The organism is Priestia sp. 10L35 (assembly GCF_056395685.1).
In genome coordinates, this window is sequence record NZ_JBFTKA010000009.1 from 49,960 (window position 1) to 72,308 (window position 22,349).

Annotated in this window: 28 protein-coding genes and 1 riboswitch; of the genes, 12 read left to right on the forward strand and 16 right to left on the reverse strand. The window is 38.4% G+C overall.

Annotated elements, in window-relative coordinates:
- Nucleotides 1-4 precede the first annotated feature (4 nt).
- The 5 genes from AC1DEF_RS24320 to AC1DEF_RS24340 all read left to right on the forward strand — a co-directional run bounded on the left by AC1DEF_RS24320 (nt 5) and on the right by AC1DEF_RS24340 (nt 4,973).
- Entirely contained in the window at nt 5-1,354 is a 1,350-nt protein-coding gene (locus AC1DEF_RS24320) for a YheC/YheD family endospore coat-associated protein (RefSeq protein WP_097824997.1), read from the forward strand.
- A complete protein-coding gene (locus AC1DEF_RS24325) occupies nt 1,351-2,511 on the forward strand; it encodes a YheC/YheD family endospore coat-associated protein (RefSeq protein WP_097824996.1) in 1,161 nt (386 codons plus the stop codon). The genes AC1DEF_RS24320 and AC1DEF_RS24325 overlap by 4 nt, the downstream gene beginning before the upstream one ends.
- Before the next feature lie 66 nt (nt 2,512-2,577).
- Nucleotides 2,578-2,787: a YheE family protein gene (locus tag AC1DEF_RS24330; RefSeq protein WP_097824995.1), complete on the forward strand. Its 210-nt coding sequence runs from the start codon at nt 2,578-2,580 to the stop codon at nt 2,785-2,787.
- A gap of 29 nt (nt 2,788-2,816) precedes the next feature.
- Nucleotides 2,817-3,719, forward strand: coding sequence for a PucR family transcriptional regulator (locus AC1DEF_RS24335; protein ID WP_097824994.1), 903 nt, complete (start codon nt 2,817-2,819; stop codon nt 3,717-3,719).
- Between the two features lie 144 nt (nt 3,720-3,863).
- Entirely contained in the window at nt 3,864-4,973 is a 1,110-nt protein-coding gene (locus AC1DEF_RS24340) for an ABC transporter ATP-binding protein (RefSeq protein ID WP_025752961.1), read from the forward strand.
- Nucleotides 4,974-4,996: 23 nt separating this feature from the next.
- Here AC1DEF_RS24340 and AC1DEF_RS24345 read toward each other — a convergent pair whose 3' ends face one another.
- Nucleotides 4,997-5,161: a hypothetical protein gene (locus AC1DEF_RS24345; protein WP_013055291.1), complete on the reverse strand. Its 165-nt coding sequence runs from the start codon at nt 5,159-5,161 to the stop codon at nt 4,997-4,999.
- A 370-nt stretch (nt 5,162-5,531) separates the two neighbouring features.
- Here AC1DEF_RS24345 and AC1DEF_RS24350 point away from each other — a divergent pair, with 370 nt between their 5' ends.
- The gene (locus AC1DEF_RS24350; RefSeq protein WP_013055290.1) at nt 5,532-5,750 is read left to right on the forward strand and encodes an alpha/beta-type small acid-soluble spore protein; all 219 of its coding nucleotides are present in this window, start codon (nt 5,532-5,534) and stop codon (nt 5,748-5,750) included.
- Between the two features lie 65 nt (nt 5,751-5,815).
- Here the strand turns inward: AC1DEF_RS24350 and AC1DEF_RS24355 are convergent, their stop codons facing one another.
- Nucleotides 5,816-7,081, reverse strand: a complete 1,266-nt coding sequence (locus AC1DEF_RS24355; RefSeq protein WP_043981703.1) for a hemolysin family protein — start codon at nt 7,079-7,081, stop codon at nt 5,816-5,818.
- Between the two features lie 185 nt (nt 7,082-7,266).
- On the opposite strand from AC1DEF_RS24355, the gene AC1DEF_RS24360 reads away from it, so the two are divergent.
- Complete coding sequence (locus AC1DEF_RS24360; RefSeq protein ID WP_013081655.1) at nt 7,267-7,887, forward strand: NAD(P)-dependent oxidoreductase; 621 nt, start codon at nt 7,267-7,269, stop codon at nt 7,885-7,887.
- A gap of 38 nt (nt 7,888-7,925) precedes the next feature.
- On the opposite strand, the gene AC1DEF_RS24365 is transcribed toward AC1DEF_RS24360, so the two are convergent.
- Complete coding sequence (locus AC1DEF_RS24365) at nt 7,926-8,123, reverse strand: hypothetical protein (RefSeq protein ID WP_477727570.1); 198 nt, start codon at nt 8,121-8,123, stop codon at nt 7,926-7,928.
- Nucleotides 8,124-8,304: 181 nt separating this feature from the next.
- Here AC1DEF_RS24365 and gpmA point away from each other — a divergent pair, with 181 nt between their 5' ends.
- The gene (gpmA, locus tag AC1DEF_RS24370; RefSeq protein WP_013081653.1) at nt 8,305-9,030 is read left to right on the forward strand and encodes a 2,3-diphosphoglycerate-dependent phosphoglycerate mutase; all 726 of its coding nucleotides are present in this window, start codon (nt 8,305-8,307) and stop codon (nt 9,028-9,030) included.
- Nucleotides 9,031-9,060: 30 nt separating this feature from the next.
- On the opposite strand, the gene thiD is transcribed toward gpmA, so the two are convergent.
- The 9 genes from thiD to AC1DEF_RS24415 all read right to left on the reverse strand — a co-directional run bounded on the left by thiD (nt 9,061) and on the right by AC1DEF_RS24415 (nt 15,071).
- A complete protein-coding gene (gene thiD / locus AC1DEF_RS24375; RefSeq protein ID WP_043981702.1) occupies nt 9,061-9,870 on the reverse strand; it encodes a bifunctional hydroxymethylpyrimidine kinase/phosphomethylpyrimidine kinase in 810 nt (269 codons plus the stop codon).
- Between the two features lie 22 nt (nt 9,871-9,892).
- Nucleotides 9,893-10,912, reverse strand: a complete 1,020-nt coding sequence (locus AC1DEF_RS24380; RefSeq protein ID WP_043981701.1) for a thiazole biosynthesis adenylyltransferase ThiF — start codon at nt 10,910-10,912, stop codon at nt 9,893-9,895.
- Nucleotides 10,909-11,676, reverse strand: a complete 768-nt coding sequence (locus tag AC1DEF_RS24385) for a thiazole synthase (RefSeq protein ID WP_013055283.1) — start codon at nt 11,674-11,676, stop codon at nt 10,909-10,911. Before AC1DEF_RS24385 ends, AC1DEF_RS24380 begins: the two co-directional genes overlap by 4 nt.
- Before the next feature lie 5 nt (nt 11,677-11,681).
- Entirely contained in the window at nt 11,682-11,885 is a 204-nt protein-coding gene (gene thiS, locus AC1DEF_RS24390) for a sulfur carrier protein ThiS (protein ID WP_013055282.1), read from the reverse strand.
- Nucleotides 11,882-13,009 carry a glycine oxidase ThiO gene (thiO, locus tag AC1DEF_RS24395; protein WP_477727571.1) on the reverse strand — a complete coding sequence of 376 codons (1,128 nt, stop codon included), beginning with the start codon at nt 13,007-13,009 and terminating at the stop codon, nt 11,882-11,884. Before thiO ends, thiS begins: the two co-directional genes overlap by 4 nt.
- Nucleotides 12,993-13,616, reverse strand: coding sequence for a thiamine phosphate synthase (locus tag AC1DEF_RS24400; protein ID WP_013055280.1), 624 nt, complete (start codon nt 13,614-13,616; stop codon nt 12,993-12,995). Before AC1DEF_RS24400 ends, thiO begins: the two co-directional genes overlap by 17 nt.
- A gap of 121 nt (nt 13,617-13,737) precedes the next feature.
- Nucleotides 13,738-13,839, reverse strand: a riboswitch (TPP riboswitch).
- A gap of 162 nt (nt 13,840-14,001) precedes the next feature.
- Nucleotides 14,002-14,217, reverse strand: coding sequence for a hypothetical protein (locus AC1DEF_RS24405; RefSeq protein ID WP_013055279.1), 216 nt, complete (start codon nt 14,215-14,217; stop codon nt 14,002-14,004).
- A 47-nt stretch (nt 14,218-14,264) separates the two neighbouring features.
- Nucleotides 14,265-14,654 (reverse strand): fluoride efflux transporter CrcB, encoded by a 390-nt coding sequence (crcB, locus tag AC1DEF_RS24410; RefSeq protein WP_013055278.1) that lies wholly within the window; start codon nt 14,652-14,654, stop codon nt 14,265-14,267.
- Entirely contained in the window at nt 14,655-15,071 is a 417-nt protein-coding gene (locus tag AC1DEF_RS24415; protein WP_235567445.1) for a fluoride efflux transporter FluC, read from the reverse strand.
- 323 nt (nt 15,072-15,394) lie between these two features.
- Between AC1DEF_RS24415 and AC1DEF_RS24420 the strand changes: the two genes are divergently transcribed.
- From AC1DEF_RS24420 to AC1DEF_RS24430, 3 genes are read left to right on the forward strand one after another with little or no spacing between them, the layout of a single operon-like run.
- Nucleotides 15,395-16,216: an amino acid ABC transporter substrate-binding protein gene (locus AC1DEF_RS24420; RefSeq protein ID WP_013081647.1), complete on the forward strand. Its 822-nt coding sequence runs from the start codon at nt 15,395-15,397 to the stop codon at nt 16,214-16,216.
- Nucleotides 16,200-16,904 carry an amino acid ABC transporter permease gene (locus AC1DEF_RS24425; RefSeq protein ID WP_043981697.1) on the forward strand — a complete coding sequence of 235 codons (705 nt, stop codon included), beginning with the start codon at nt 16,200-16,202 and terminating at the stop codon, nt 16,902-16,904. The genes AC1DEF_RS24420 and AC1DEF_RS24425 overlap by 17 nt, the downstream gene beginning before the upstream one ends.
- 30 nt (nt 16,905-16,934) lie before the next feature.
- Nucleotides 16,935-17,669 (forward strand): amino acid ABC transporter ATP-binding protein, encoded by a 735-nt coding sequence (locus AC1DEF_RS24430; protein ID WP_043981696.1) that lies wholly within the window; start codon nt 16,935-16,937, stop codon nt 17,667-17,669.
- Nucleotides 17,670-17,703: 34 nt separating this feature from the next.
- Here the strand turns inward: AC1DEF_RS24430 and AC1DEF_RS24435 are convergent, their stop codons facing one another.
- Nucleotides 17,704-18,648, reverse strand: a complete 945-nt coding sequence (locus tag AC1DEF_RS24435) for a nucleoside hydrolase (RefSeq protein WP_097824991.1) — start codon at nt 18,646-18,648, stop codon at nt 17,704-17,706.
- 179 nt (nt 18,649-18,827) lie between these two features.
- Between AC1DEF_RS24435 and AC1DEF_RS24440 the strand changes: the two genes are divergently transcribed.
- Nucleotides 18,828-19,823 (forward strand): NADPH:quinone oxidoreductase family protein, encoded by a 996-nt coding sequence (locus AC1DEF_RS24440; RefSeq protein ID WP_097824990.1) that lies wholly within the window; start codon nt 18,828-18,830, stop codon nt 19,821-19,823.
- 52 nt (nt 19,824-19,875) lie between these two features.
- On the opposite strand, the gene AC1DEF_RS24445 is transcribed toward AC1DEF_RS24440, so the two are convergent.
- The 3 genes from AC1DEF_RS24445 to AC1DEF_RS24455 form a co-directional block, all read right to left on the reverse strand.
- Complete coding sequence (locus AC1DEF_RS24445) at nt 19,876-20,307, reverse strand: Rrf2 family transcriptional regulator (protein WP_097824989.1); 432 nt, start codon at nt 20,305-20,307, stop codon at nt 19,876-19,878.
- A 66-nt stretch (nt 20,308-20,373) separates the two neighbouring features.
- Nucleotides 20,374-20,703, reverse strand: coding sequence for an antibiotic biosynthesis monooxygenase family protein (locus tag AC1DEF_RS24450; RefSeq protein WP_097824988.1), 330 nt, complete (start codon nt 20,701-20,703; stop codon nt 20,374-20,376).
- Between the two features lie 123 nt (nt 20,704-20,826).
- Nucleotides 20,827-22,236 carry a SpoVR family protein gene (locus AC1DEF_RS24455; protein ID WP_013055269.1) on the reverse strand — a complete coding sequence of 470 codons (1,410 nt, stop codon included), beginning with the start codon at nt 22,234-22,236 and terminating at the stop codon, nt 20,827-20,829.
- Between the last annotated feature and the right edge of the window lie 113 nt (nt 22,237-22,349).

Consider the following 22,349-nt stretch of genomic DNA (forward strand, 5'->3'; position numbering starts at 1 on the left):
TGCTATGAAAAAAATTCTTACTCGCCTTGTTGTAGTAGAGCAGCTAGGCTGTGATCTTTCTGTTCCTGCATCTCTTTACAAAGACTCCTTGAAACAAGCAGCTTTTGGAACAATGACAGCTCCATGCCTTATACAATCTTCAGAACGTGAAGAAATTCAGATTTCAGCTGAGCTAATGACAAAACTTCAAATTCCTTTCGCCCATATGATGCATCCTATTATTGTGAATGAGACCATTCACTTAGGACCTTTAATCGGTGTGTTATCCGCTGGTTTTACTGGTTCTCTGCTGCGGCCAATTGGAAAGCGTTCCCTTCACTTAGCTAAACTTCTTTCTACTGCAAGTATAACAGGGGGCCTGCCTTTTATTTTTGGAACTCATCATATCAACTGGGAAACCGGGACCATAAACGGCTATTTTTATGAAGAAAGCGGCTGGACACAGCATGAAATCCCGCTTCCTAACATTGTATATAATCGTTTGCCAAATCGAAAAACAGAAGGGTTAGCTCCTTTTAAGTTCATTAAAGAAAAGATGATGACTGATTATGGCATTCCATTTTTTAATCCTGATTTTTTCAACAAGTGGGAAATTCATGAGCTTTTAAAACTGAACGAGCAGACAGCCTATTTGTTACCTTACACGGTTGAAAGTCCTTCGTGTGAGCAAATAAAAAAACTTCTGCTTCTTCATCAAACCGTTTATTTAAAACCGAAAAACGGAAGCTTAGGCCGGGGCATTTATACCCTATCTTTTAAGGATTCCATGTACACGCTGACTTACAAAGGAGAAAAAGGTCTTCATGTTCAAGAAAAAGAAACCTTAGAGGATCTATTATCAGAATTTGAATATTTACTTACTAATCCTTCCTACATTGCTCAGCAGGGTATTTCATTAATCAAAAAAGAAAAGCGCTGTGTAGACTTTCGCGTGCATACGAATAAAGACGGGAATAACCAATGGGTGCTTACTGCTCTGGCTGCTAAAGTAGCGGGTCCCAACAGCATCACTACGCATCTTGATTACGGCGGAGAAATTGAAGCTACAGCTAAAATATTCACCAACCCTTCTTACAAAAAAGAAATTGAAAATAAGCTAAAAGATGCCGCTATCTCAATTAGTCATGTGCTTGAACAGGAGTTGAACGGATTAATTGGAGAGCTTGGATTCGATTTTGGAGTGGATTATCAAGGCAACGTATGGCTGTTTGAAGCTAACTCCAAGCCCGGTCGCTCTATTTTTTCACACCCTGCCTTACGAAAAGCGGATCAACAAACTAGAAAACTTTCTCTAGAATATGCGATTTACTTATCTGGATACTATCTAAATACACCTGAAGGCATCAGCATATGATTACAATTTACTATCACAAAGAAAAGCAGCAGTGGTTTCATCATAACCCTTCAGCGTCTTACACATGGGGAGTTCAAGAAATTGAACTTCCCTTTACTCAAAACATTTCTTCTACTCAAGCTTTTCTTCGTTTAAAAGGAGAAAAAGTCGGTCCTATTGTGGGAGTTTTAACGAACAAAGCGGTTTTGGAAAAACTGAATGTAAAACAGCGCCCTTTATTGGAACTCTTACATCATACCCTGCAAGAAAAAGGCGGCCTTCTTGCTTTATTCGCTGAAGAAACAATGTCTCATCACTTCTTTGAAGGGTATTGCTTTGACGGTGCAAAAAAGCAGTGGATCAAAACAACTTTGCCGCTGCCAAACGTTATATATAATCGTTATCCAGGAAGAAAATCAGAAACTAAGAAGCTGACATCTTTACATCAAAAAATTAAAGGCAAGCACATCCCACTTTTTAACTCCGCTTTTTTTTCAAAATGGAAAGTATATCAATTATTTTCAAAGAATTCACTACTATCTTCTCACCTTCCTAAAACCTATCGTTTAACACCAGAAATTGATATTGCTAAGCTTCTGCAAAAGCACTCTTCCCTTTACTTTAAGCCTATTAACAGCAGTAAAGGTGCTGGAATTTTTCGATTATCTTCCCATAAGCATACGATTATTTACCAAGATCATAAACGCAAAGAAGAATTTTCTTCTTTACAAGCAATTGACCTTCCCAGGTCTGCTTATCTCATTCAAGAAGCGATTGAGACACAACCATTCAAAGACAGGCGCTATGACTTGCGTATTTTAGCGCATCACAAAGATAGCGGATATGTTATTAGCGGCGTCGGTATTCGACATAGTCCCTATCAATCCATTACAACACACACGTTAAACGGCGGCAGCATTTCACCTTTTCAAGATTTTGAAGATGAAGTAGATACTTCCTTTCTTTCGTCCTTTGTAAATACGTGCGGGCAAGTCCTTCAAAAGTCCTTCCCTCTAGTTGAAGAATTTTCTCTTGATATGGCAAAGTCAGCCCAAGGGCAGTATTATCTGTTTGAAGTGAATGCAAAACCGATGATTTTTGATGAAACAGATATTCAAACGCAAGGTGCTAAACACATATGCAACATATTTTACAAATTAACAAAATTTTTAGATTAAATGATTTTTCATCTCCTTTTCTCATGGTAAGCTTATAATAACTAATTGAGAAAGGAGATTTTCTTTATGGTTGCACATTTTCAGGTTAAACCGCTGTATCAAAATAATCGAATGCCGGGCTGGCACATCTCGTTTTATATGAATCAGGTTTATTATGAGGCTGATTATTTAAAAGATGGACAAATTGTATGGAAAACTGCGCTTTCTAATCAAATAGATGAAACACAATTAATTGATTATATTCATGAGCTTATGCTTTTTCACGTTTATGAATAGTAAGCTTTCACCGAAGGGAACGAGCACAGATGAAACAGCTGCACACACTATTTGGGGATAAAATGATTAAGGCTAAAATCCCTTCTCAATTTGAACGTTACAAATGGTTTTCATGTGATGAAGGCTTCATTGGAATTGAACACACGGCTTTATCTCAAACAGAGCAGGCGTTACTTTCTGCTTTTTTAACCCCTTATGATGAGAAAGTTTCTTTACTAACGCCAGAGCAATTGTATTGGTCAAACCTGTTATTTGAAGCACCTGAAAAAGTCATTCACTCTCATCATACGCACCATTCTTTTCGCTTCACCCAGTTTTTAATTAAACGTTTGTTTGAACAAAAAATAGAGTTTGAAAATGCGCTTCACGCCTTGTATTCTACCTCCATTACTGTGTTGTGGATTGATAAACAATCAGGTATCGTTATCGAAACCTTTAATGATCCTAATGACTTAACTGAAAATTTATCAGATTCTATCGAGGTGCTATGTCATGATTTTGAAACTTCGATTCAGTTCTTTGAAGGACAAATTCACTTTTTTCCGTCTTCACCGCAATTAATTTTTGAGCGTGAAAAGAAATGGTTTTATCAAATTAAGCATACAGTCGAACAAAACCATGTTATTCATTTTGCCGACGTTTTACCCCATTTGGTTCTGCAAGAGTCTTCAGAGGCAATCCAAAATCATATGATACATTTACTTGACTTAGTAAAAGATGATGGAGATCTTTTAGAAACGATTAAAGTTTATTTAGAATGTAATTTAAACGTATCTCTTGCTGCTAAGAAATTGTACATGCATCGCAACAGCTTGCAGTATAGAATTGAGAAATTTATTGATCGCACACACCTTGATATCAAACACTTCACAGGAGCTGTGTCTGCTTACTTAGCCATTCTTGCTTTAAAAAATTCGCAAGATGGAGAATGAAATGAAATGAAAGGGTTTTCGTAAATAGTGCACGAAAACTCTTTCTTTTTTTTGTGCATGTTTGCCATTTACCGTTTCATTAAAAAAAATTACACTAGAGTTAAGAAAACGGTTTCACAGAGTACATACAAGGGGGAAATGGAAATGGCTGAATTACGTTTAGAACATATTTATAAAATGTATGATAAAGATGTGACGGCGGTAAAAGATTTTAACCTTCACATTCAAGATAAAGAATTTATTGTATTTGTTGGGCCTTCAGGCTGCGGGAAATCGACAACGCTTCGTATGGTTGCAGGGCTAGAGGAAATTTCCAAAGGTGATTTTTATATTGACAGCAAGCGTGTAAATGATGTTGCTCCAAAAGATCGCGATATTGCAATGGTATTCCAAAACTACGCATTGTATCCGCATATGAGCGTATATGACAACATGGCTTTCGGCTTAAAACTTCGTAAATTACCAAAAGATGAAATCGAACGCCGCGTAAAAGATGCCGCTCGTATTTTAGGACTTGAGCAATACTTAGAGCGCAAGCCAAAAGCATTATCCGGCGGACAGCGTCAGCGTGTAGCCCTAGGTCGTGCAATCGTTCGTGATGCTAAGGTCTTCTTAATGGACGAACCTTTATCAAACTTAGACGCGAAATTACGTGTGCAAATGCGTTCTGAAATTGCGAAGCTTCACCAGCGTTTGGGTACAACGACAATTTACGTAACACATGACCAAACCGAAGCAATGACAATGGCTTCTCGTCTGGTTGTTATGAAAGATGGGATTATCCAGCAGGTTGGTACACCAAAAGAAGTATATGAAAAACCTGAAAATGTATTTGTAGGCGGATTTATTGGTTCTCCTGCTATGAACTTCTTAACCGGAACGTTAAAAGACGGAAAGGTTCAAGTAGGCGATTCTCTTCTTGCAGTTCCGGAAGGTAAAATGAAAATACTTCGCGAGCAAGGATATTTAAACAAACAAATTATTTTAGGCATCCGTCCTGAAGATTTCCATGATGAGCCTGTATTTATTGAATCTTCACCTGGCACAAAAGTTACAATCAAAGTCGATGTATCCGAGTTAATGGGAGCTGAAACCATGCTTTATTCTAAACTTGGCGGACAAGATTTTGTAGCACGCGTAGATTCAAGAACAGATATTAAACCGCTTCAGTCTCTAGACTTAGCATTAGATATGAACAAAGCGCATTTCTTTGATGCAGAATCTGAACAGCGCATCCGTGCTGAACACGAATAAAAAAGACCCCCAGGGGTCTTTTTTTATTCCTGTATTTGCTTCAATTCTTCACTGTGACAAGTAGAACAGTAAAAGAGATGAATACATTGGTGATTTGCTAAATCACTAGGATACCCATTTTCTACTTTTAACTGATCGATTTCCATGTAAGCACTGTAATCATCAAAATAATCGCTGACTTTTCCCATATCCCCCAGCACTCCTCCACATGTTTTGCACGTCATTTGTACATCACTAAACCCATTACATAAGGAACAAATCGACATCCGCACACCTCGCTTTACCTGATCAATATGTACCTATAATATGCACGGAATAAAACTCTCTTACTCTTTATCAAACTCTACAAAAAAATTCTATAAATTACCAATAATTTTCTATGTATATGTTTTTTTCCCTTTCGCCATAATACTAGTAACAACCGAGCACAACAGCTCGCAAGCATTGAGTTACGCCGCGGTAGGCAAGCAGATCTAATCGATGCATCTGCTCGGCTGGTTCAACTCCAGCTAACTCAACCATTACAATCTATTTTATCTAACGAGGAGATGAATACACATGGCAAATTATCAAAACGCATCAAACAGAAATTCATCAAACAAGTTAGTAGCGCCTGGTGCTCAAGCTGCTATCGATCAAATGAAGTTCGAAATCGCTAGTGAGTTTGGTGTAAACTTAGGACCAGATGCAACAGCTCGTGCGAACGGATCTGTTGGTGGCGAAATCACAAAACGTTTAGTACAATTAGCTGAGCAAAACTTAGGCGGCAAGTACTAATATTAACTAATTTCATATTATGGCTTTAGCGCTCCAAGATTTCTTGGAGCGCTTTCTAGTTTCTTTTAATCAGCTTCCTCATTCTTATTCCCAAATGATTTTACGGAAACTTTGCGAATACGTCGATTTTCTACTTCCTTAATGGTAAATAATATCTCTTCATATGAGAAAAAGTCTCCTTTAGCAGGGATATGATCAAACTGCTCATATATCCATCCCCCTAAGGTATGGCACGTACTGTCAGGAGAACTAACCGCTATATAGGTTAAAAATTCATCAATAGGGATGTCGGCGTTAAATTCGTACTCCTTTTCCCCTATCTGGTGTACATATTTAACAGCTTCATCATGTTCATCCCAAATCTCTCCTACAATTTCTTCTAATATATCCTCTAAGGTCACAAGTCCGGCCGTTCCACCAAACTCATCAACTACAATTGCCATGTGCACCTTACTTTTTTGGAGCTCTGGCAATAGAATAGATATTTTCATGGATTCTACTACAAAAATAGGTTGTCTCAACAAATCACGAATAGAAATCTTTTTTCTTTGGATTAAACAGGTTAAAAATTCTCTTTCTGATAAAATGCCAATAATATTATCAATATGATCTTCATATACAGGCACTCTCGAATATCTCTCTTCAAGAAACATTTGACAAACTGAATCAATATCGGCATTTACGTCAACTGCTGTGACATCTATTCTAGGTTTTAAAATTTGCCCCACCACAATGTCATTAAAATTGAGTGAACGATGAACTAGCTCTTTTTCAATATTATTAATCGTTCCTTCTTCTTCGCTTAAATCTACCATCACTTTAATTTCATCTTCTGTAATCGTTGGTGTAGGAGCAGACGTTAACAAGTGAGAAGTTCCTTTTTTTACCTGTAAAAATAAGAAGGAAATCGGGGTTAACAATTTAATAATAATAAATAACAAGGAAGAAATCATCAGCGCAAAAGATTCGGCATGCTCTTTAGCTAACGATTTTGGCAAGACTTCACCAAAAATCAAAATGATGATGGTCATAACGATGATACTAATCACAAGTGCTAGGTTTCCTTTAAACATATCGAGGGCAATTTTAGCTGCCAAAGAGGACGCAGCAATGTTTACGACAACATTTCCTACTAAAATTGTCGATAGCGTCTGCTCAAAGTGTTCAGCAATATGCAGCGCTTTTTTACTTCCCCGATATTTTTTCTCAGCGTAATGTTTTAAACGAATTTTATTTACGCTTGAAAAGGCTGTCTCAGCAGATGAAAAGAAAGCTGATAACATAAGCAAAACGACTAGTATCATCATTTGATTCAGAGGCAAGTCTCCCAAAAGACATTCACTCTCCTATTTTTTTGATTTTTCTGTCTTTTTATCATATCAAATTTTTTTGTTGTTGAATATTTCATTCATCAACTTTGTATTACTTTATGCTACGCATGCTTTTTATTATGAATAAGTATACAGATTGTATATCCTAAAGAATAGATACTATCTTTTATAGAGGGGTGTAGCCAATGAAAATTTTACTATTAGGCTCTACAGGGCGAGTTGGACAGTCTTTATTAAAAATGATGCTAAAAGATGAAAACGACGTTACTGTACTTGTTAGAGACCGCAATAAGCTACAGGTTAGCCATCCAAACCTACATATCTTACAAGGCGATGTACTTCATCAAGAAAATATCAACTTTGCCCTCAAGCACCAAGATATCGTAGTCAGCGCGTTAAATACAGATGGTGCAGAGACAATTTCAAAAAGTATGCCGCTTATTATAAACAGCATGAAGTATTACGGCGTTCATCGTATTCTTACCATTGGAACTGCAGGCATCTTACAATCACGAACAGAACCAGAAAAGTATCGTTTTCAATCAAATGAATCAAAGCGTAAAACGACCAGAGCAGCAGAAGATCATTTAAAAGGATACTTACACTTGAAGGAAAGTGATCTAAACTGGACGGTTATATGCCCAACATACTTGCCTGAGGGTGAAATAACAGGCACGTATCGAGTGGAAAAAGATATTTTACCAGCTGATGCCGTTAAAATCTCAACGGGAGATACCGCTCACTTTACCTACCATGAGATATGGGCTCAAAAATTTTCCAAATGCCGCGTTGGGATTGCTTATTGAAAAATCAGGAGAACTTTTCGTTTTCAAAACGAGAAGTTCTACATCCAGAAAATACCGATTATAGCTAATCCACCTAGAACAAAACCTCCTATTTGACCAACGAGAGCCTGTGTCAAAACAGGCTTTCCTTTTTCTTTCTCTAATGGGCTAATATCAAGCTTCATCTGATACATTTCTTCTTTTAAATCTTCAATCTGGCCGTGCAGCGCTTGAATCTGACGTTCTTGGTCACTCATCCACTATCTTCCCTTCCCTTTTTTATTTTTATCATATGCGTAAAAAAGTTAAAGCTTTACTTTTCGGCATCACTTTTTCTAAATGATAAAAACTCCTTTCCCCGGCTTTAGGATAAAAAACTCTTTCCTTCTCATAATAAAAAAGAATAGAGTCCTTAGTCACTGTTGAAAGGAGAACACGATGATAAAACTTGTGTTGATTCGGCACGGACAAAGCGTGTGGAATCTTGAAAATAAATTTACAGGCTGGACGGATGTAGATCTTTCTAAAAATGGATTGCAAGAAGCGCGAGAAGCTGGAAAAGTACTAAAGAAAAACGAATATACTTTTGATATTGCCTATACTTCTGTTTTAAAACGATCCATTCGCACTCTATGGATTGTCTTACATCAAATGGACTTCATGTGGATTCCCGTATATAAATCTTGGAGGCTGAATGAACGGCACTACGGGGCTCTTCAAGGTTTGAACAAAGAAGAAACCGCAAAAAAATTTGGAGAAGAGCAAGTGCATTTGTGGAGAAGGTCGATGAACGAACGCCCTCCTGCTTTAGAGACAACAGATATTCGTTATGAAGCTTCTAACCCTAAGTATAAGGAATTAGCTAAGGGACAATTTCCTGTAACGGAAAACTTAGCCGATACAGAAAAGCGGGTTCTAGAATACTGGGACGAAACTATTGCTCCTTCTATTAAAGCTGGAAAAAAGGTTATTATTTCCGCTCACGGTAATACGATTAGGGCTCTAATGCAGTACTTGGATAACATTTCGCCTGATGGCATTGCGAACTTGAATATTCCTACAAGCGTGCCGCTTGTTTATGAGCTTGATGATAATTTAAAGCCCCTTAGACATTATTATTTAGGCATCGATGGAGAGATTCCTACCCATATTCCTTCTTCATAAAAAACGTGCCTAGATTGTAGGCACGTTTTTTTATATGTTTGAACGAAAGTATTTTCCATACGCCCAGTGATTAGTAGGACCGTGTCCGGAACCAATTTCAAGCGTGTGCTTAATCGCATAGTGAACAAAATCCGAGGCAGTTTGAACTGCTTCAACCACGCTTTTGCCTTTCGCTAGTTCAGCTGTGACGCAAGCAGCAAACGTGCATCCCGTTCCATGTGTATGCTTTGTATTCATCTTTTCATGCGTGATTTCAACGTACTTATGACCATCATACACTATATCAATCATATCTTGATGAGATTGATCATGTCCGCCTTTAATTACCACGTGCTTTACACCTAGCTCATGAATCTGTTTTGCCGCTTCTTTTCGGTCTTCGATCGTGTGAATTTCTTTACCCGTGATGACTTCCGCCTCCGGTATGTTCGGCGTAATGACTTCACAAAGAGGCAACAATTCTTTTAGAGCCTGTACGGCTTCACTTTGAAGAAGAGACTGACCGCCTTTTGCAATCATAACGGGATCAACTACAACATTTTGCAGTCCGTACTGTTTGATTTTACGAGCCACTGCGTAAATAATATCAGCACTGAACAACATACCTGTCTTCACTGCATTAGGAAATAAGTCAGTGGCAATTGAATCTAACTGAGTTTCAACTGCTTCTACTTCTAAAGGATAAACTCCTTGAACGCCAACTGTATTTTGTGCGGTCACAGCTGTAATAACAGACATGCCAAAAACGTCACGCTCTTGAAATGTTTTTAAATCTGCTTGAATGCCTGCTCCTCCACCGCTGTCTGATCCAGCAATGGTTAATGCTTTTGGTACTGTCATGCTTGAAACCTCCATCTCTTTCTTACCCAATATACCGATGATAAAGTGACTTTGCTTCTACTATATCGTTTGTTCCATGGACAAAGACGCGCCCATCTTGAAACATAACTAAACGGTAATCATCTACATAAAAAGAAAGCAGATACGGATTCTGTTCAATTTTATATCCTTTTTCTTTTAATCGTTCACCTAAAGACTGCAGCGGCTGCTTGGCTGATTTGCCCGGACGGATTTGTACCGTGTTTCTTCCGCATAGCACAGCTGTTTTCGTTTGATTTTCATATTGTAAAAAGGGATACGTTTGTTCACTGCCGCATGAGCGGCAAGCAGATTTGCGAAACACGTTCACATTGATGCTCGTATACTCATTTTTCCATACGTCAAACGAAACAAGTTCCCTCCTGAGCGCATTCCAGTCTCCGACTAATATTTTTAACACTTCTGTTACTTGATGAGCGACTACCATTTGGACAGCAGGACTAATAATCCCCACTGTATCACATGTTAACCCTCCAAGCGGTACAGATTCAAGCAAACAGGATAAACACGGTGTTTCACTTGGTATGATAGTATAACTAATTCCATAACTTCCTACACATGCTCCGTAAATCCAAGGAATATCATATTTTTGTGATAAATCATTCATTACAAGGCGTGTGTCAAAATTATCGGTTGCATCAATCATAACATCTACCCCCTCAACAAGCTGTTCTAAAACTTGAGGGGTACCGTCTGCTACGTGCGCTTCTACTTTTACATCGTGATTAATATCGTGAAGCCGTTTTTTAGCGGCAATTGCTTTTGGAATTCTTTTATCAGCATCTTTTTCACTATACAATTGCTGCCGCTGAAGGTTGCTCCATTCTACATAGTCCCGGTCAATGAGCGTTATTTTCTTTATCCCCGCTCGCGCAAGGGCCTCCGCGTTCCCTGTTCCAAGAGCACCTGCTCCTACAATCAGAACATGCTTTTCTTGAATTTGCTGCTGTCCGCCTTTTCCAATAGGTTGAAACAATTCTTGGCGGGAATAACGATTAATCAACCGATACTCATCCCTTCTGTTGGACTGCTTGCCGTTGCATATTGTTTCTTTTCAATACGTCCTGCTTCAAATGCTGCTCGTCCTGCTTCAATCGCTAACTTCATAGCACGAGCCATTTTCACAGGATCTTTTGCTCCTGAAACAGCTGTATTTAATAACACACCATCTGCTCCTAACTCCATAGCTTGAGCTGCGTCTGAAGCCGTTCCAATACCTGCATCTACAATTACTGGAACAGTTGATTGTTCAATGATAAAACGCATGTTCAACGGATTAATAATACCTTGACCTGAACCGATAGGCGAAGCTCCTGGCATAATGGCATGTACGCCTAACTCCTCTAAACGACGCGCAAGTAAAACATCATCTGATGTGTAAGGTAAAACGGTAAAGCCCTCTTTTAACAGTTCTTCACTGGCTTTTAATGTTTCAACTGGATCAGGAAGCAGCGTTTTATCACATCCAATTACTTCTACTTTCACCATGTCACAAAGTCCAGAAGCCTTTGCTAATTTAGCAATACGTACGGCCTCTTCTGCATTTTTTGCTCCAGCAGTGTTAGGCAAAAGAGTGAAACGCTTCACATCAAGCGCTTCTAATAAATTAGGCTGATTTTGATCAAAAATATCCATTCGTCTCACAGCAAATGTTAAAATTTCTGTTTCTGACTCTTCTACCGCTTGACGCTGAGTCGTAAAGTCCGGAAATTTCCCTGTCCCTAATAATAAACGTGAATTAAATGTATATTGTCCAATTTTTAACATACTCTTCATCCTCCTCCGACAAATGAAACAACTTCTAATATATCGCCATCTTTTAAGCATGCATCGCTATGTTCTTCTTTTTGCAAAATGTTCTTGTTTAGCTCAACAATTACCACTCGTTCATGCAGGTTCTGAGCCTGCAACAAGTGCTCGACCGTTTCAATTTCATCTCCAAAAGTAACGGTCTTACCATTAATGATTAGATTCAATGAACTCCCTCCATTACTCTTGTTAGCTGAAATGATGTAAAAAATGAATGATTCAGCTTTTTCCCTAACAAAGCATCAGCCATAATTTTTCCAGTTGCAGCACTTAATAAAATACCGTTTCGGTAGTGGCCAAACGCCATGTGTAGATTCGCTATTTCAGGATGCTCTCCTAAATAAGGCCAGCCATCATTTGTTTGCGGACGAAGACCAGCCCATGCTTTTTCAAATGTGGCTTCTTTAATAGCCGGCAGAAGCGCAGAAGCTTTATTCAGCAAAAATTGAATACCTTGTGCAGAAACCGTCTTGGTAAAATCATGCTGTAGCTTAGTTGCCCCGATTACGATTCTTCCACCAGTCTTAGGCACTAAGTAAAAACCTTCATCTAAAAAAATCGTTTTAGAAAGCAGCGGCTTATGACTTTGAAGAGCAATACACTCCCCTTTTACGGGAAACACCTGACCTACATGTTCAGAAGAAATAAAGCGTTTAGCCCATGAGCCTGCTGCAATAACTACTTTTTCTCCATAAAAAGAGCCTTTGGACGTCTGTACACCTTTTACTGTTTCATTTTCCATAATAAGAGAATGAACGTCACAGTATTCGAATACATCTGCTCCGTGATACAAGGCTCCATGAGCAAGAGCTTGCGTTAACTTAGCCGGAGCTAGCTGGCCGTCTCCCGGTATTGTAATGGCTCCGTATATGTCTGGAGAGAGCCCGGGTTCTAACAAACGCGCTTCTTTTACATCGATCCATCTTACATGTTCATCCCACCGGTGGTGCTGAGCGGCTTTTTTCTTTAATACGTGTGCATCTTCTTCTGTTACAGCGACTTTTAATAAGCCTTTTTGAATGAGCTCTACATCGATGGCCGTTTTTTCTTTTAGTTCCTTCACCAGTTCAGGAAACATGCTTCTGCTCTTAATAGCAAGGTCTAAAAGAGGACCTTCTTCATCAATTTCAGCTTGAGCACCTAAAATACCAGCGGCTGCACTTGAAGCTTCACAACCAATTTGATTGCGTTCAAGAATAGCTACTGACGCTCCTTGTTTTGACAAATGATAAGCGATAGAAGAGCTGATTATACCTCCTCCGATTAACAGTACATCATAATGCTGCTTCATTTTCTCCACCTCCAGATGTCCATATATGAGAATATTGTTTAATCGCTTTGAGGGGATCTTGCGCAAGCATGACACCAGACATCACAGCTATACCGTGTGCTCCTGTTTGAAGCACCTCTTTGGCATTTACAGGTGTAATTCCTCCAATGGCAATAACCGGTATCTGCACAGCGTCTACTACTTCTTTTAGTGCTGCTATCCCTCGACTTTTTAATCCTTTTTTTGAATGTGTTGAATAAATATGTCCGTATAGAATGTAGTGAGCACCATCTTTTTCAGCTTCTAAAGCCTCTTCCACAGAGTGAACTGATTTTCCGACAATAAGAGAAGGAAATGCGTCTATAACAACCGAAACGTCTAAACTATGATAGGCAAGCTGTACGCCTTTTGCTTTTAAAGCATGCGCTACATCAACTCGGTCATTCAAAATAATTTTAGAGCGACAAAATGGCAGGCTTTCTAGTAAACATTGAATCTGCTTTGCCGTTTTCTCTTTTTCTCTAATATGAACGGCGCCCGCAAAAGGCGCGATAGCCGTTAAAATTTTTTGAAGCTCTTCGATTGGCTGCTTATCTGTTGTAATGACATGAAATTTAGGAATATCCACATGATCGAAACCTTTCTATTCAGAATAAAGAGAAATTTCAATCACCTCATCTTGTGTAGAGGGTTTTATTACATACAAAAAACCACTCTACAACGTAGAGTGGTTAGCATGCATCGTTATGTAAACATGATCACCACTTCCCTACGCTGGTCCAAACCAGATCAGGTTCAAAGGGTCCGAAATACATTCGTCTCAGCTTCAAAAAGCTCCCCTAGTGATTGCTATTTATTGATTTTGTTTTCGCACTTAAAATTATAACACAACTAGATGTAAATACAATATCTCTTTATGCTCTTACAGCTCTCTTCTTTTTATAGATGTATCTTTTAAGCTTCTTTAGTAAGTAAGAGGCCCGGCGCACCGCATCATTCTGCTTTTTATATGGTTAGTAATCGGTATAGTCGTCAAATTCTTCTTTGTCTTTTTCCTTTTTCCGATCCCATATAAACAGCAGGAGTAACATAATAAAAGTTAGAATATAAAAACCGTAAAAAATAAATGCCGCGACAACATTTATAAATAAAAATAAAAAACCGATGATCTGACCTGCAACAGCTACAATCAACAAAATGTATTTCCAAACTTCTGCTTTTCTATCCATTCTCTACTTCTCCGTCTTTTTGTTTTTCCCTACTAGAAACGTTCTCTTTACTTAAATAAAAACGTTCCTGCCAGTAAACCGACTGTAAATAAACCAACTGTTCCAAATGCTGAAATCCCCACATACGCCAACATTTTTCGATAAGATTTTTCTCGAATTAACTGTACGGTTTCCACACTGAACGTTGAAAAAGTGGTAAAGGCACCAAAAAACCCAATGCCAATCATTAAAAATATTGAATCATCATAAGCATGACTCGGAACCTTTCCATAATAACTACCGTAAAAAAGACCAAGGCCAAACGCACCGAGCAAGTTTACAAACAGCATTGATACTGGAAAAGGAGGGTTTGAAACTATTTTTGTAACTTTTAAACCCAAAAGATAACGGCATATCCCTCCAGCTGCCCCGCCAAGTGCCAAGCTCACTATGCTCATTTACTTCACCTCATGTACTTTCACTAAATTTTCCCCTGCCGCTTCACCGCATAGATAGCCTGCTAAAGCAAGAAGGATTCCACCTACTAAAGAGACAATTACATAAATGGCTCCCCAAAATAAATGGTGCTGAGTGAGAGAAATGACGTCTCCTGCAAACGTTGAATACGTTGTAAAACCGCCGCACACGCCAACTCCTAGTCCAAGCTTTATCCATTCTTTTGGCTTTTTCCACACAAAAAATCCTGTTAATAGGCCTAGTATGAAGCTTCCTAATAGGTTTTCAATTACCGTTCCTATTGGATAGCCCGTGTATAATAAGGAAAGATTCAGCAAATAACGTGCATATGTACCAGCGATAGCACCAAAGGCAATTGAGATTAAGTTTATGGCTTTCATCATATCGCTCCGTTTCATAAATTCTTCTTTAAGTGTACCATAAGGAATTTATTTCTACCTTAACATTTAACTATATGTTTATTGCACCAAAAGTCATGAAAAAATGAAAGAGAAAATCGTCGCATGAAACTTCCTTTTTACTCCTCAAATCTCCCTTAAAAATCCACTTAATCCAAATTTTAAAATCTTTCTGTATCCTTATGACAAACCGTGTATAGAAGGTATATTTCCCTTATTTTAAGTCACATTAATCGTATAAGTTTTTTTTGTTGACTTTTGCTGTGTTCTTGTTTAGTATCACAGAGTATCATTTCCTATCAGAATACTAGGGGGTTTAGAAAATGAAGAAATTTGCTGCACTTTTGTCGCTACTATTAGCTTTCACAGTTGTGCTTGCCGCATGCGGTTCTAGCTCAAAAAATGAAGCAAACAATGGAGACAATAAATCTTCACAAGAGGATTTATATAATAAAGTGAAAAAAGATGGCGTATTAACAATTGGAACTGAAGGTACATACCCTCCGTTCACTTTTCATGATGACAAACAAAAGCTAACTGGGTTTGATGTAGAATTGGCTCAAGAAGTAGCTAAACGTCTTGGCGTAAAAGCTGAGTTCAAAGAAACACAGTGGGATGGCATGTTTGCCGGATTAGATGCTAAACGCTTTGACATGATTGCTAACGAAGTGGGTATTCGTGAAGATCGTCAAAAGAAATACGATTTCTCTGATCCATACATCCAGTCAGGCGCTGTATTAATTGTTCGTAAAGACGAAAAAGATATCAAATCATTTAAAGATTTAAAAGGAAAAAAATCAGCACAGTCATTAACAAGTAACTATAAAGACATGGCTCAATCTTATGGTGCAAACATTACGAGTGCTGAAGGTTTTGCTCAAGCAGTAGAACTAATGAGCGCAAACCGTGTTGATGCTACAATCAACGATAAATTATCGTTCCTTGACTATAAGAAAAAGCACCCTAACGCACCTATCAAAATCGCGGATGAAAAATCCGATGGTGCTGCAAGCGGCTTTATGTTTAGAAAAGACAGCGGTAAGTTAGTGGATGAAGTAAACAAAGCATTGAAAGATATGAAAAAAGACGGAACATACGCAAAAATTTCTAAGAAATGGTTTGGCGAAGATGTTTCTCCTAAATAATATTTTTCCTGATGGAGAGCGATTGAATCAATTGATTTCAATCGCTCAATCATCTCTCTTACCAATGCTAAAGGGAGCTATTCAATATTCTATTCCACTAACATTAATAAGCTTTGCCATAGGCATTGTGTTAGCTGTTTTAACAGCACTTGCTCGCTTGTCGTCAAGTAAGGTATTAAACATGATTGCACGTGTATATGTCTCAATTATTCGTGGAACGCCTTTGCTTGTGCAATTATTTATCATTTTCTACGGATTACCTAACTTAGATATAACAATTGATCCATTTATCTCTGCTGTTATTGGATTTTCATTAAGTGTAGGTGCTTATGCATCTGAAATTATCCGAGCAGCAATTCAATCTATTCCTAAAGGACAGTGGGAAGCTGGCTACTCACTTGGTATGACCTATTCCCAAGCGTTAAGACGGATTATCTTACCGCAAGCAGCACGTGTATCGATTCCGCCATTATCTAACTCTTTTATTAGTCTTATTAAAGACACGTCACTTGCATCGCTTATTCTTGTTTCTGAAATGTTCCGTCAAGCTCAAGAAATTGCTTCAACTAACTATGAGTTTTTACTTCTTTATAGTGAAGCAGCGCTCTTGTACTGGATTATGTGCACAATCTTATCCATTATCCAAGGACGCATTGAAATAAGACTAGATCGTTACGTATCTAAATAACCGTTTCAAGTAGCTAAAGGAGTTTTTTATATGATTAATATCAAAAATTTGCATAAATCATTCGGTGATTTGCAAGTATTAAAAGGGATTGATTTGGAAGTTGAACAGGGCAAGGTAATTGTATTAATCGGCCCTTCTGGATCCGGTAAAACAACTTTTTTACGTTGCTTAAATCTGTTAGAAATCCCAACAGACGGTACGATTGAACTTGATAAAAAAAGCATGAATTTTACCAAGCCTGTTCGTAAAAAAGACATTACTTCATTTCGAAGCCTAACAGGTATGGTCTTTCAAAACTATAACTTATTTCCTCATAAAACTGCACTTGAAAATGTTATGGAAGGTCCTGTAATTGTAAAAGGTGTTTCCACTCAAGAAGCAGAAAAAAGAGGGAAAGAATTATTAACACGAGTTGGCTTAGGAGACAAGCTCGACTTTTATCCTTTCCAGCTGTCTGGCGGACAACAACAGCGCGTTGGCATCGCCAGAGCAATGGCGATGGATCCAAAAGTTATGCTGTTTGATGAGCCTACTTCAGCTCTTGATCCTGAGCTTGTAGGAGACGTTCTTCAAGCCATGAAAGACTTGGCAAAAGAAGGAATGACGATGGTGGTGGTAACTCACGAAATGCGCTTTGCCCGTGAAGTAGCGGATGAAGTTATTTTTATGGATCAAGGCGTCATTATGGAAAGAGGGACACCAGATAAAATATTTTCAAATCCTCAACAAGAGCGGACACGTCAATTCTTGAATATGATTCATTAAAAAGGTTGCACACTTTCATGTGCAACCTTTTTCTTTATTTGGCTACTGCTTTTTTCATCAAATCTGTAATGTACGTAAAGAATGCTTCAGCTGTGACATCATATACGACATCTACAGGTCGTCCCTCTTCGGAAATTTCTGTTCTTCCTTGGCTCGGTGTTTCTGTATGCACAATACTCGAAACGGTTTTTACCTTCACAAGTGTTGAATTCCCTGTAAATGCTGTTGTGAGTACATCCCACAAATAATATGTTGAATTGGTTTCAACGTGTACAAGCGGCGGGCAAGCCGCGTAGCACTGCCCTACAAAGTCTACTCCTTCATATCTTCGAAGTGAAGCCCACATTTGACGAATAGCGGGCGTTAAGGGAACTTGATTCGTGCTTTCTAAAGCAACCATCTCAATTTTAATTTTGCTTTTCCATACTTTCGCTACTGCTTCTGGATCCCAAAAAGCATTCCACTCCGCCGTTCCATCATGTTCGGGCTCTTGCACGTTTCCTACTTCTTGAAATGTACCGCCCATCCATACTAACTTGTCAATTTTCTTTTCTATTTCCGGCGCTTTTTCCAATGCTCTTGCTAAATCTGTTAACGGTCCTGTAAACAATAAAGTTGTTTTCCCGGCTGTGTGCTGCAATGTCTCGATTAAATGATCATGAGCAGGGAGCTGATTTATTTTTGTTTGTACTTCCCCTTTTTCATTTAAAATCGGCAGTGCATCTACATAAAACGTATGCATGCGCCACTCCTTTGGAAATGGATTCATACCGCGTGAAGTAGATTTAGCGACCTCAATATCATAACTTCCAAAACGATCAATAATCTTTTGGCTTGCGCTGATACCTGGCTCTAGATATCCGTCAGCGGGAATAACAGATACCCCTGTTACCTTTACATCATCCATTTTCAGCAGTAAAAAAAGCGATACTAAATCATCAATGCCTGCATCATGGTTAAAATATATGTTTGTGCTCATTTCTCTTCTCCTCTTTTCTATGTATTGCTAACTAATAGCTATACCGCTATTTTATAATGAAATAATCTCTTTCGTAATCAAAGTATTAGGAACTTCTTTTACTATTTTCTATAATGGGTATAGAAATAAGGTAGTCTATGTATAGATATATACATCTCATTATAGAAAGGAGAAATAAAATGGAGCAATCATTTTCAGCATTAATCGTAGATAAAAAAAGTGAAGAGCAAGTGGAGGCGTCCGTCCAAGAACTGACGCTAAACGATTTGCCAGAAGGCGATGTACTTATTCGCGTTCATTATTCAGGGGTGAATTATAAAGATAGCTTAGCCAGCATCGCAAACGGAAATATTGTGACAAGCTACCCATTTGTTCCAGGAATCGACCTAGCAGGAGTTGTTGTATCTTCTGACAGCCCTGATTTTAAAGAAGGTGATCATGTCATTGCAACAAGCTATGACATTGGCGTATCACACTTTGGAGGCTATAGTGAGTATGCGCGCATACGCAGCGAATGGATTGTCCCTCTCCCTGAAAATTTAACGTTAAAAGAAGCAATGATTATCGGAACAGCTGGCTTTACAGCTGCTTTATCTGTGCATCGCTTAGAGGAAAACCATACTAGTCCATCTAATGGCTCTGTGCTTGTAACAGGCGCTACGGGAGGTGTAGGAAGCTTTGCAGTTGCCATTCTTTCAAAATTAGGCTACACAGTGGAAGCAAGTACGGGAAAAAGCTCGGAAGCAGCTTATTTGAAAGAGCTTGGCGCTTCCTCTATTGTAGCGCGTGAAGATGTTTATAACGGCAAATTAAAAGCATTAGGCAAGGAAAAATGGGCCGCTGCGGTGGATCCTGTGGGCGGAGAGCCTCTAGCTTCTGTTCTCAGTCAAATTCAGTACGGAGGCTCTGTAGCGGTCAGCGGGCTAACGGCTGGAGGCAAAGTGCCAACAACAGTCTTTCCCTTCATTTTAAGAGGGATTAATTTATTAGGTATCGATTCTGTTTACTGTCCAATGCCTACTCGAAAAGAGATTTGGAATAGACTTGCTAATGACTTTAAGCCTGAAAGCTTCGAACCTTTCATTCAGCAAGAAATTTCACTACAACAGCTCCCTGAGGTACTTCCGACTTTATTAAAAGGACAAGCTCGAGGACGAACAATTGTGAAGCTATAAAAAAATGGAGAAACCTAGGTTTCTCCGTTTTTTTACGAACAGAAGCATGTTATTATGCATCTATTTTTGCTATTAAATCCGTCACTAATTCTTTCATGGTCACATCCGCTAAGACTTGTTCCATGGCATCTTGAGAACGTTTTAAAATCAATTCAAGAACACTTTGAATATTGGCTCCTACAGGACACTCCACATTCGGATTTTCATGCATTTGAAACAATTCTCCTTCTTCCACTGCCGCCACCGCTCGATAAACGTCCAGCAACGTTATCTCTTCTAGATCTTTCAATAGATAAGCTCCGCCAGCTCCGGCTTTTACACCTACGAGTCCAGCTTTCTTTAACATCCCAATTACTCGTCTTATAACAACAGGATTTGTATTTACACTGCTAGCAATCCACTCTGAAGTACTAAGATGACTGCTATCTACTTTAATTAAAGATAGTATGTGAACGGCCACGGTGAATCGACTGCTAATTTTCATTGCTCTCACTCCTAATTTGTTGTAATCATTATAGTTACAACATTTATGAAAGTCAAGCATGCTTTTTTAGGAAAGAATGTCCTCTTCTACCGCCTCATAAAAACGCATCGTTTTCTTGATTTCCATAGCTTTAGAAAATGCTTTCGTTTTCTTTTTATTCGCTTCTTTATGTTCGTTCACATGTTCCTCTCTTGAGATCCACGCTTGAAAGAACTGCTTGTCTTCCCACTTCGATACAAAGACATATTCAACTTTATCTGCAGAATCTTTTTTCCAGCATTCGAACGATAAATTTCCTTTGGCTGCCTCAATTTCTGTTTTGTTTTTCTTAGCTTTTTGCGTGAGCTGTTCTTCAAATTTCTTTTCTGTTTCAAAACTTGCGTTTACAACAAACATCTTATCTTCCTTTCTAAATGAAAGTAATTCTCATTCGATTATTGCATAGTAATTTTATTTTTTCAATTTATATGGATAAGTTACAGAAGCCCAAAAAGACCGCTGTTTAAGCGGTCTTCTTTTTTACAAATGTTTTCTATGCACTGTTTTTCCATCATACGTAAAGGCGATTGGCTTGCCTTCCATTACCGTTTCTAAATGAACGGGGCGGCCCCAAAGCTGATGAACGTACGGTACCACTTTTTCTAAGTATTTGACATCTAATTCAATTCCTTCATACCAATGTTTTAAATAGAGCTCTCCATTTTTTAGATAGTCTCCATTGGTTACTGTGATATAAGGAAATCCGCCGTTTACGCGCATATTAACAAGCTGATCTCTAACTTCTGTCCACTCTTTGTCAACGATTTTATAGTCTTTTCCTTGTTTTTGGAATAAGTACATATCCTCTCGCATGACTAAATCTTTTGTTAAGTAATTGCGAATAAAGGAAATATCTGATTCAACCTCACGTACCTCAAACATCTTCTCTCTTCCTGACCCCGGCTCCACGCCCCGGCGAATCATATCTTCTGTTGGATTATTGTAGCGTTCTTCAATGTCTTCAAAGATTTTTAAACCTAAATAATATGGATTGATTCCCGTCTTAGAGGGCTGCACAACCCCTGCATTTAGCTTGGCGAATTCTATCGCTTCATCACTCGTTAAGTCCATTTCTCGAATAATGCGCTGATGCCAGAAAGAAGCCCAGCCTTCATTCATAATTTTTGTTTCAAGCTGCGGCCAGAAATAAAGCATTTCTTCTCGCATCATCGTTAAAATATCCCGCTGCCAGTCCTCTAAATAAGGACTGTATTCTTCGATAAATAATAAGATGTCTTTTTCAGGCTGAGGCGGAAATTTTTTAAAAGATTTTGGAGGTTTTGGTTTTTTCTTTTCTTTATAATCCAAATTCCATAAATCATCGTAAGGAGAAATGATTTCTTCTTCCGATGATTCTACATCATCTATGCTCCAAGAAAGCTTGGCACGCATAAGAGACGGATCAATATGTTCCTGAATCGATAGGACAGCATCCAAAAACTTTTCTACTTCACGCTTACCGTGCTTTACTTCGTATTCTTTAATTCGATCAGCGGTCGCTGCCATACTTTCTACCATATCCCGTTTAGTGTTGGCAAAACGGCTGTTATTTTTAAAGAAGTCACAGTGGGCTAACACGTGAGCTACAATTAATTTATTCTGAATAAGCGCATTGGAATCCAATAAAAATGCATAACAAGGATCTGAATTGATAACTAATTCATAAATTTTACTCAATCCAAGATCGTAGTGTAATTTCATTTTGTAAAATTGTTTTCCAAAGCTCCAATGTGAAAAACGAGTTGGCATCCCATATGCACCAAACGTATAAATAATATCTGCCGGGCAAATTTCATAGCGCATCGGATAAAAATCTAAGCCGAAACCGCTAGCTATTTCCGTAATTTCATCAATCGCACGGTATAATTGCTTATAATCTGCTTCTTTCACGACAGCTCCCCCTTTCACTCCTTACTTCAATCTATGTACAAACATGTCAATTCATGTGTTTTCATCAAAAAGAAGCTTTATTTTTTCAAGAAAAGGGGATTTTTATTTAGTTG

Coding starts and splice junctions, on each gene's coding strand:
- AC1DEF_RS24320 (WP_097824997.1), top strand. CDS start 5: ATGAAAAAAATTCTTACTCGCCTTGTTGTAGTAGAGCAGCTAGGCTGT.
- AC1DEF_RS24325 (WP_097824996.1), top strand. CDS start 1,351: ATGATTACAATTTACTATCACAAAGAAAAGCAGCAGTGGTTTCATCAT.
- AC1DEF_RS24330 (WP_097824995.1), top strand. CDS start 2,578: ATGGTTGCACATTTTCAGGTTAAACCGCTGTATCAAAATAATCGAATG.
- AC1DEF_RS24335 (WP_097824994.1), top strand. CDS start 2,817: ATGAAACAGCTGCACACACTATTTGGGGATAAAATGATTAAGGCTAAA.
- AC1DEF_RS24340 (WP_025752961.1), top strand. CDS start 3,864: ATGGCTGAATTACGTTTAGAACATATTTATAAAATGTATGATAAAGAT.
- AC1DEF_RS24345 (WP_013055291.1), bottom strand. CDS start 5,161: ATGGGAAAAGTCAGCGATTATTTTGATGATTACAGTGCTTACATGGAA.
- AC1DEF_RS24350 (WP_013055290.1), top strand. CDS start 5,532: ATGGCAAATTATCAAAACGCATCAAACAGAAATTCATCAAACAAGTTA.
- AC1DEF_RS24360 (WP_013081655.1), top strand. CDS start 7,267: ATGAAAATTTTACTATTAGGCTCTACAGGGCGAGTTGGACAGTCTTTA.
- AC1DEF_RS24365 (WP_477727570.1), bottom strand. CDS start 8,123: ATGAGTGACCAAGAACGTCAGATTCAAGCGCTGCACGGCCAGATTGAA.
- gpmA (WP_013081653.1), top strand. CDS start 8,305: ATGATAAAACTTGTGTTGATTCGGCACGGACAAAGCGTGTGGAATCTT.
- thiD (WP_043981702.1), bottom strand. CDS start 9,870: ATGACAGTACCAAAAGCATTAACCATTGCTGGATCAGACAGCGGTGGA.
- AC1DEF_RS24385 (WP_013055283.1), bottom strand. CDS start 11,676: ATGTTAAAAATTGGACAATATACATTTAATTCACGTTTATTATTAGGG.
- thiO (WP_477727571.1), bottom strand. CDS start 13,009: ATGAAGCAGCATTATGATGTACTGTTAATCGGAGGAGGTATAATCAGC.
- AC1DEF_RS24405 (WP_013055279.1), bottom strand. CDS start 14,217: ATGGATAGAAAAGCAGAAGTTTGGAAATACATTTTGTTGATTGTAGCT.
- crcB (WP_013055278.1), bottom strand. CDS start 14,654: ATGAGCATAGTGAGCTTGGCACTTGGCGGGGCAGCTGGAGGGATATGC.
- AC1DEF_RS24415 (WP_235567445.1), bottom strand. CDS start 15,071: ATGAAACGGAGCGATATGATGAAAGCCATAAACTTAATCTCAATTGCC.
- AC1DEF_RS24420 (WP_013081647.1), top strand. CDS start 15,395: ATGAAGAAATTTGCTGCACTTTTGTCGCTACTATTAGCTTTCACAGTT.
- AC1DEF_RS24425 (WP_043981697.1), top strand. CDS start 16,200: ATGTTTCTCCTAAATAATATTTTTCCTGATGGAGAGCGATTGAATCAA.
- AC1DEF_RS24430 (WP_043981696.1), top strand. CDS start 16,935: ATGATTAATATCAAAAATTTGCATAAATCATTCGGTGATTTGCAAGTA.
- AC1DEF_RS24435 (WP_097824991.1), bottom strand. CDS start 18,648: ATGAGCACAAACATATATTTTAACCATGATGCAGGCATTGATGATTTA.
- AC1DEF_RS24440 (WP_097824990.1), top strand. CDS start 18,828: ATGGAGCAATCATTTTCAGCATTAATCGTAGATAAAAAAAGTGAAGAG.
- AC1DEF_RS24445 (WP_097824989.1), bottom strand. CDS start 20,307: ATGAAAATTAGCAGTCGATTCACCGTGGCCGTTCACATACTATCTTTA.
- AC1DEF_RS24450 (WP_097824988.1), bottom strand. CDS start 20,703: ATGTTTGTTGTAAACGCAAGTTTTGAAACAGAAAAGAAATTTGAAGAA.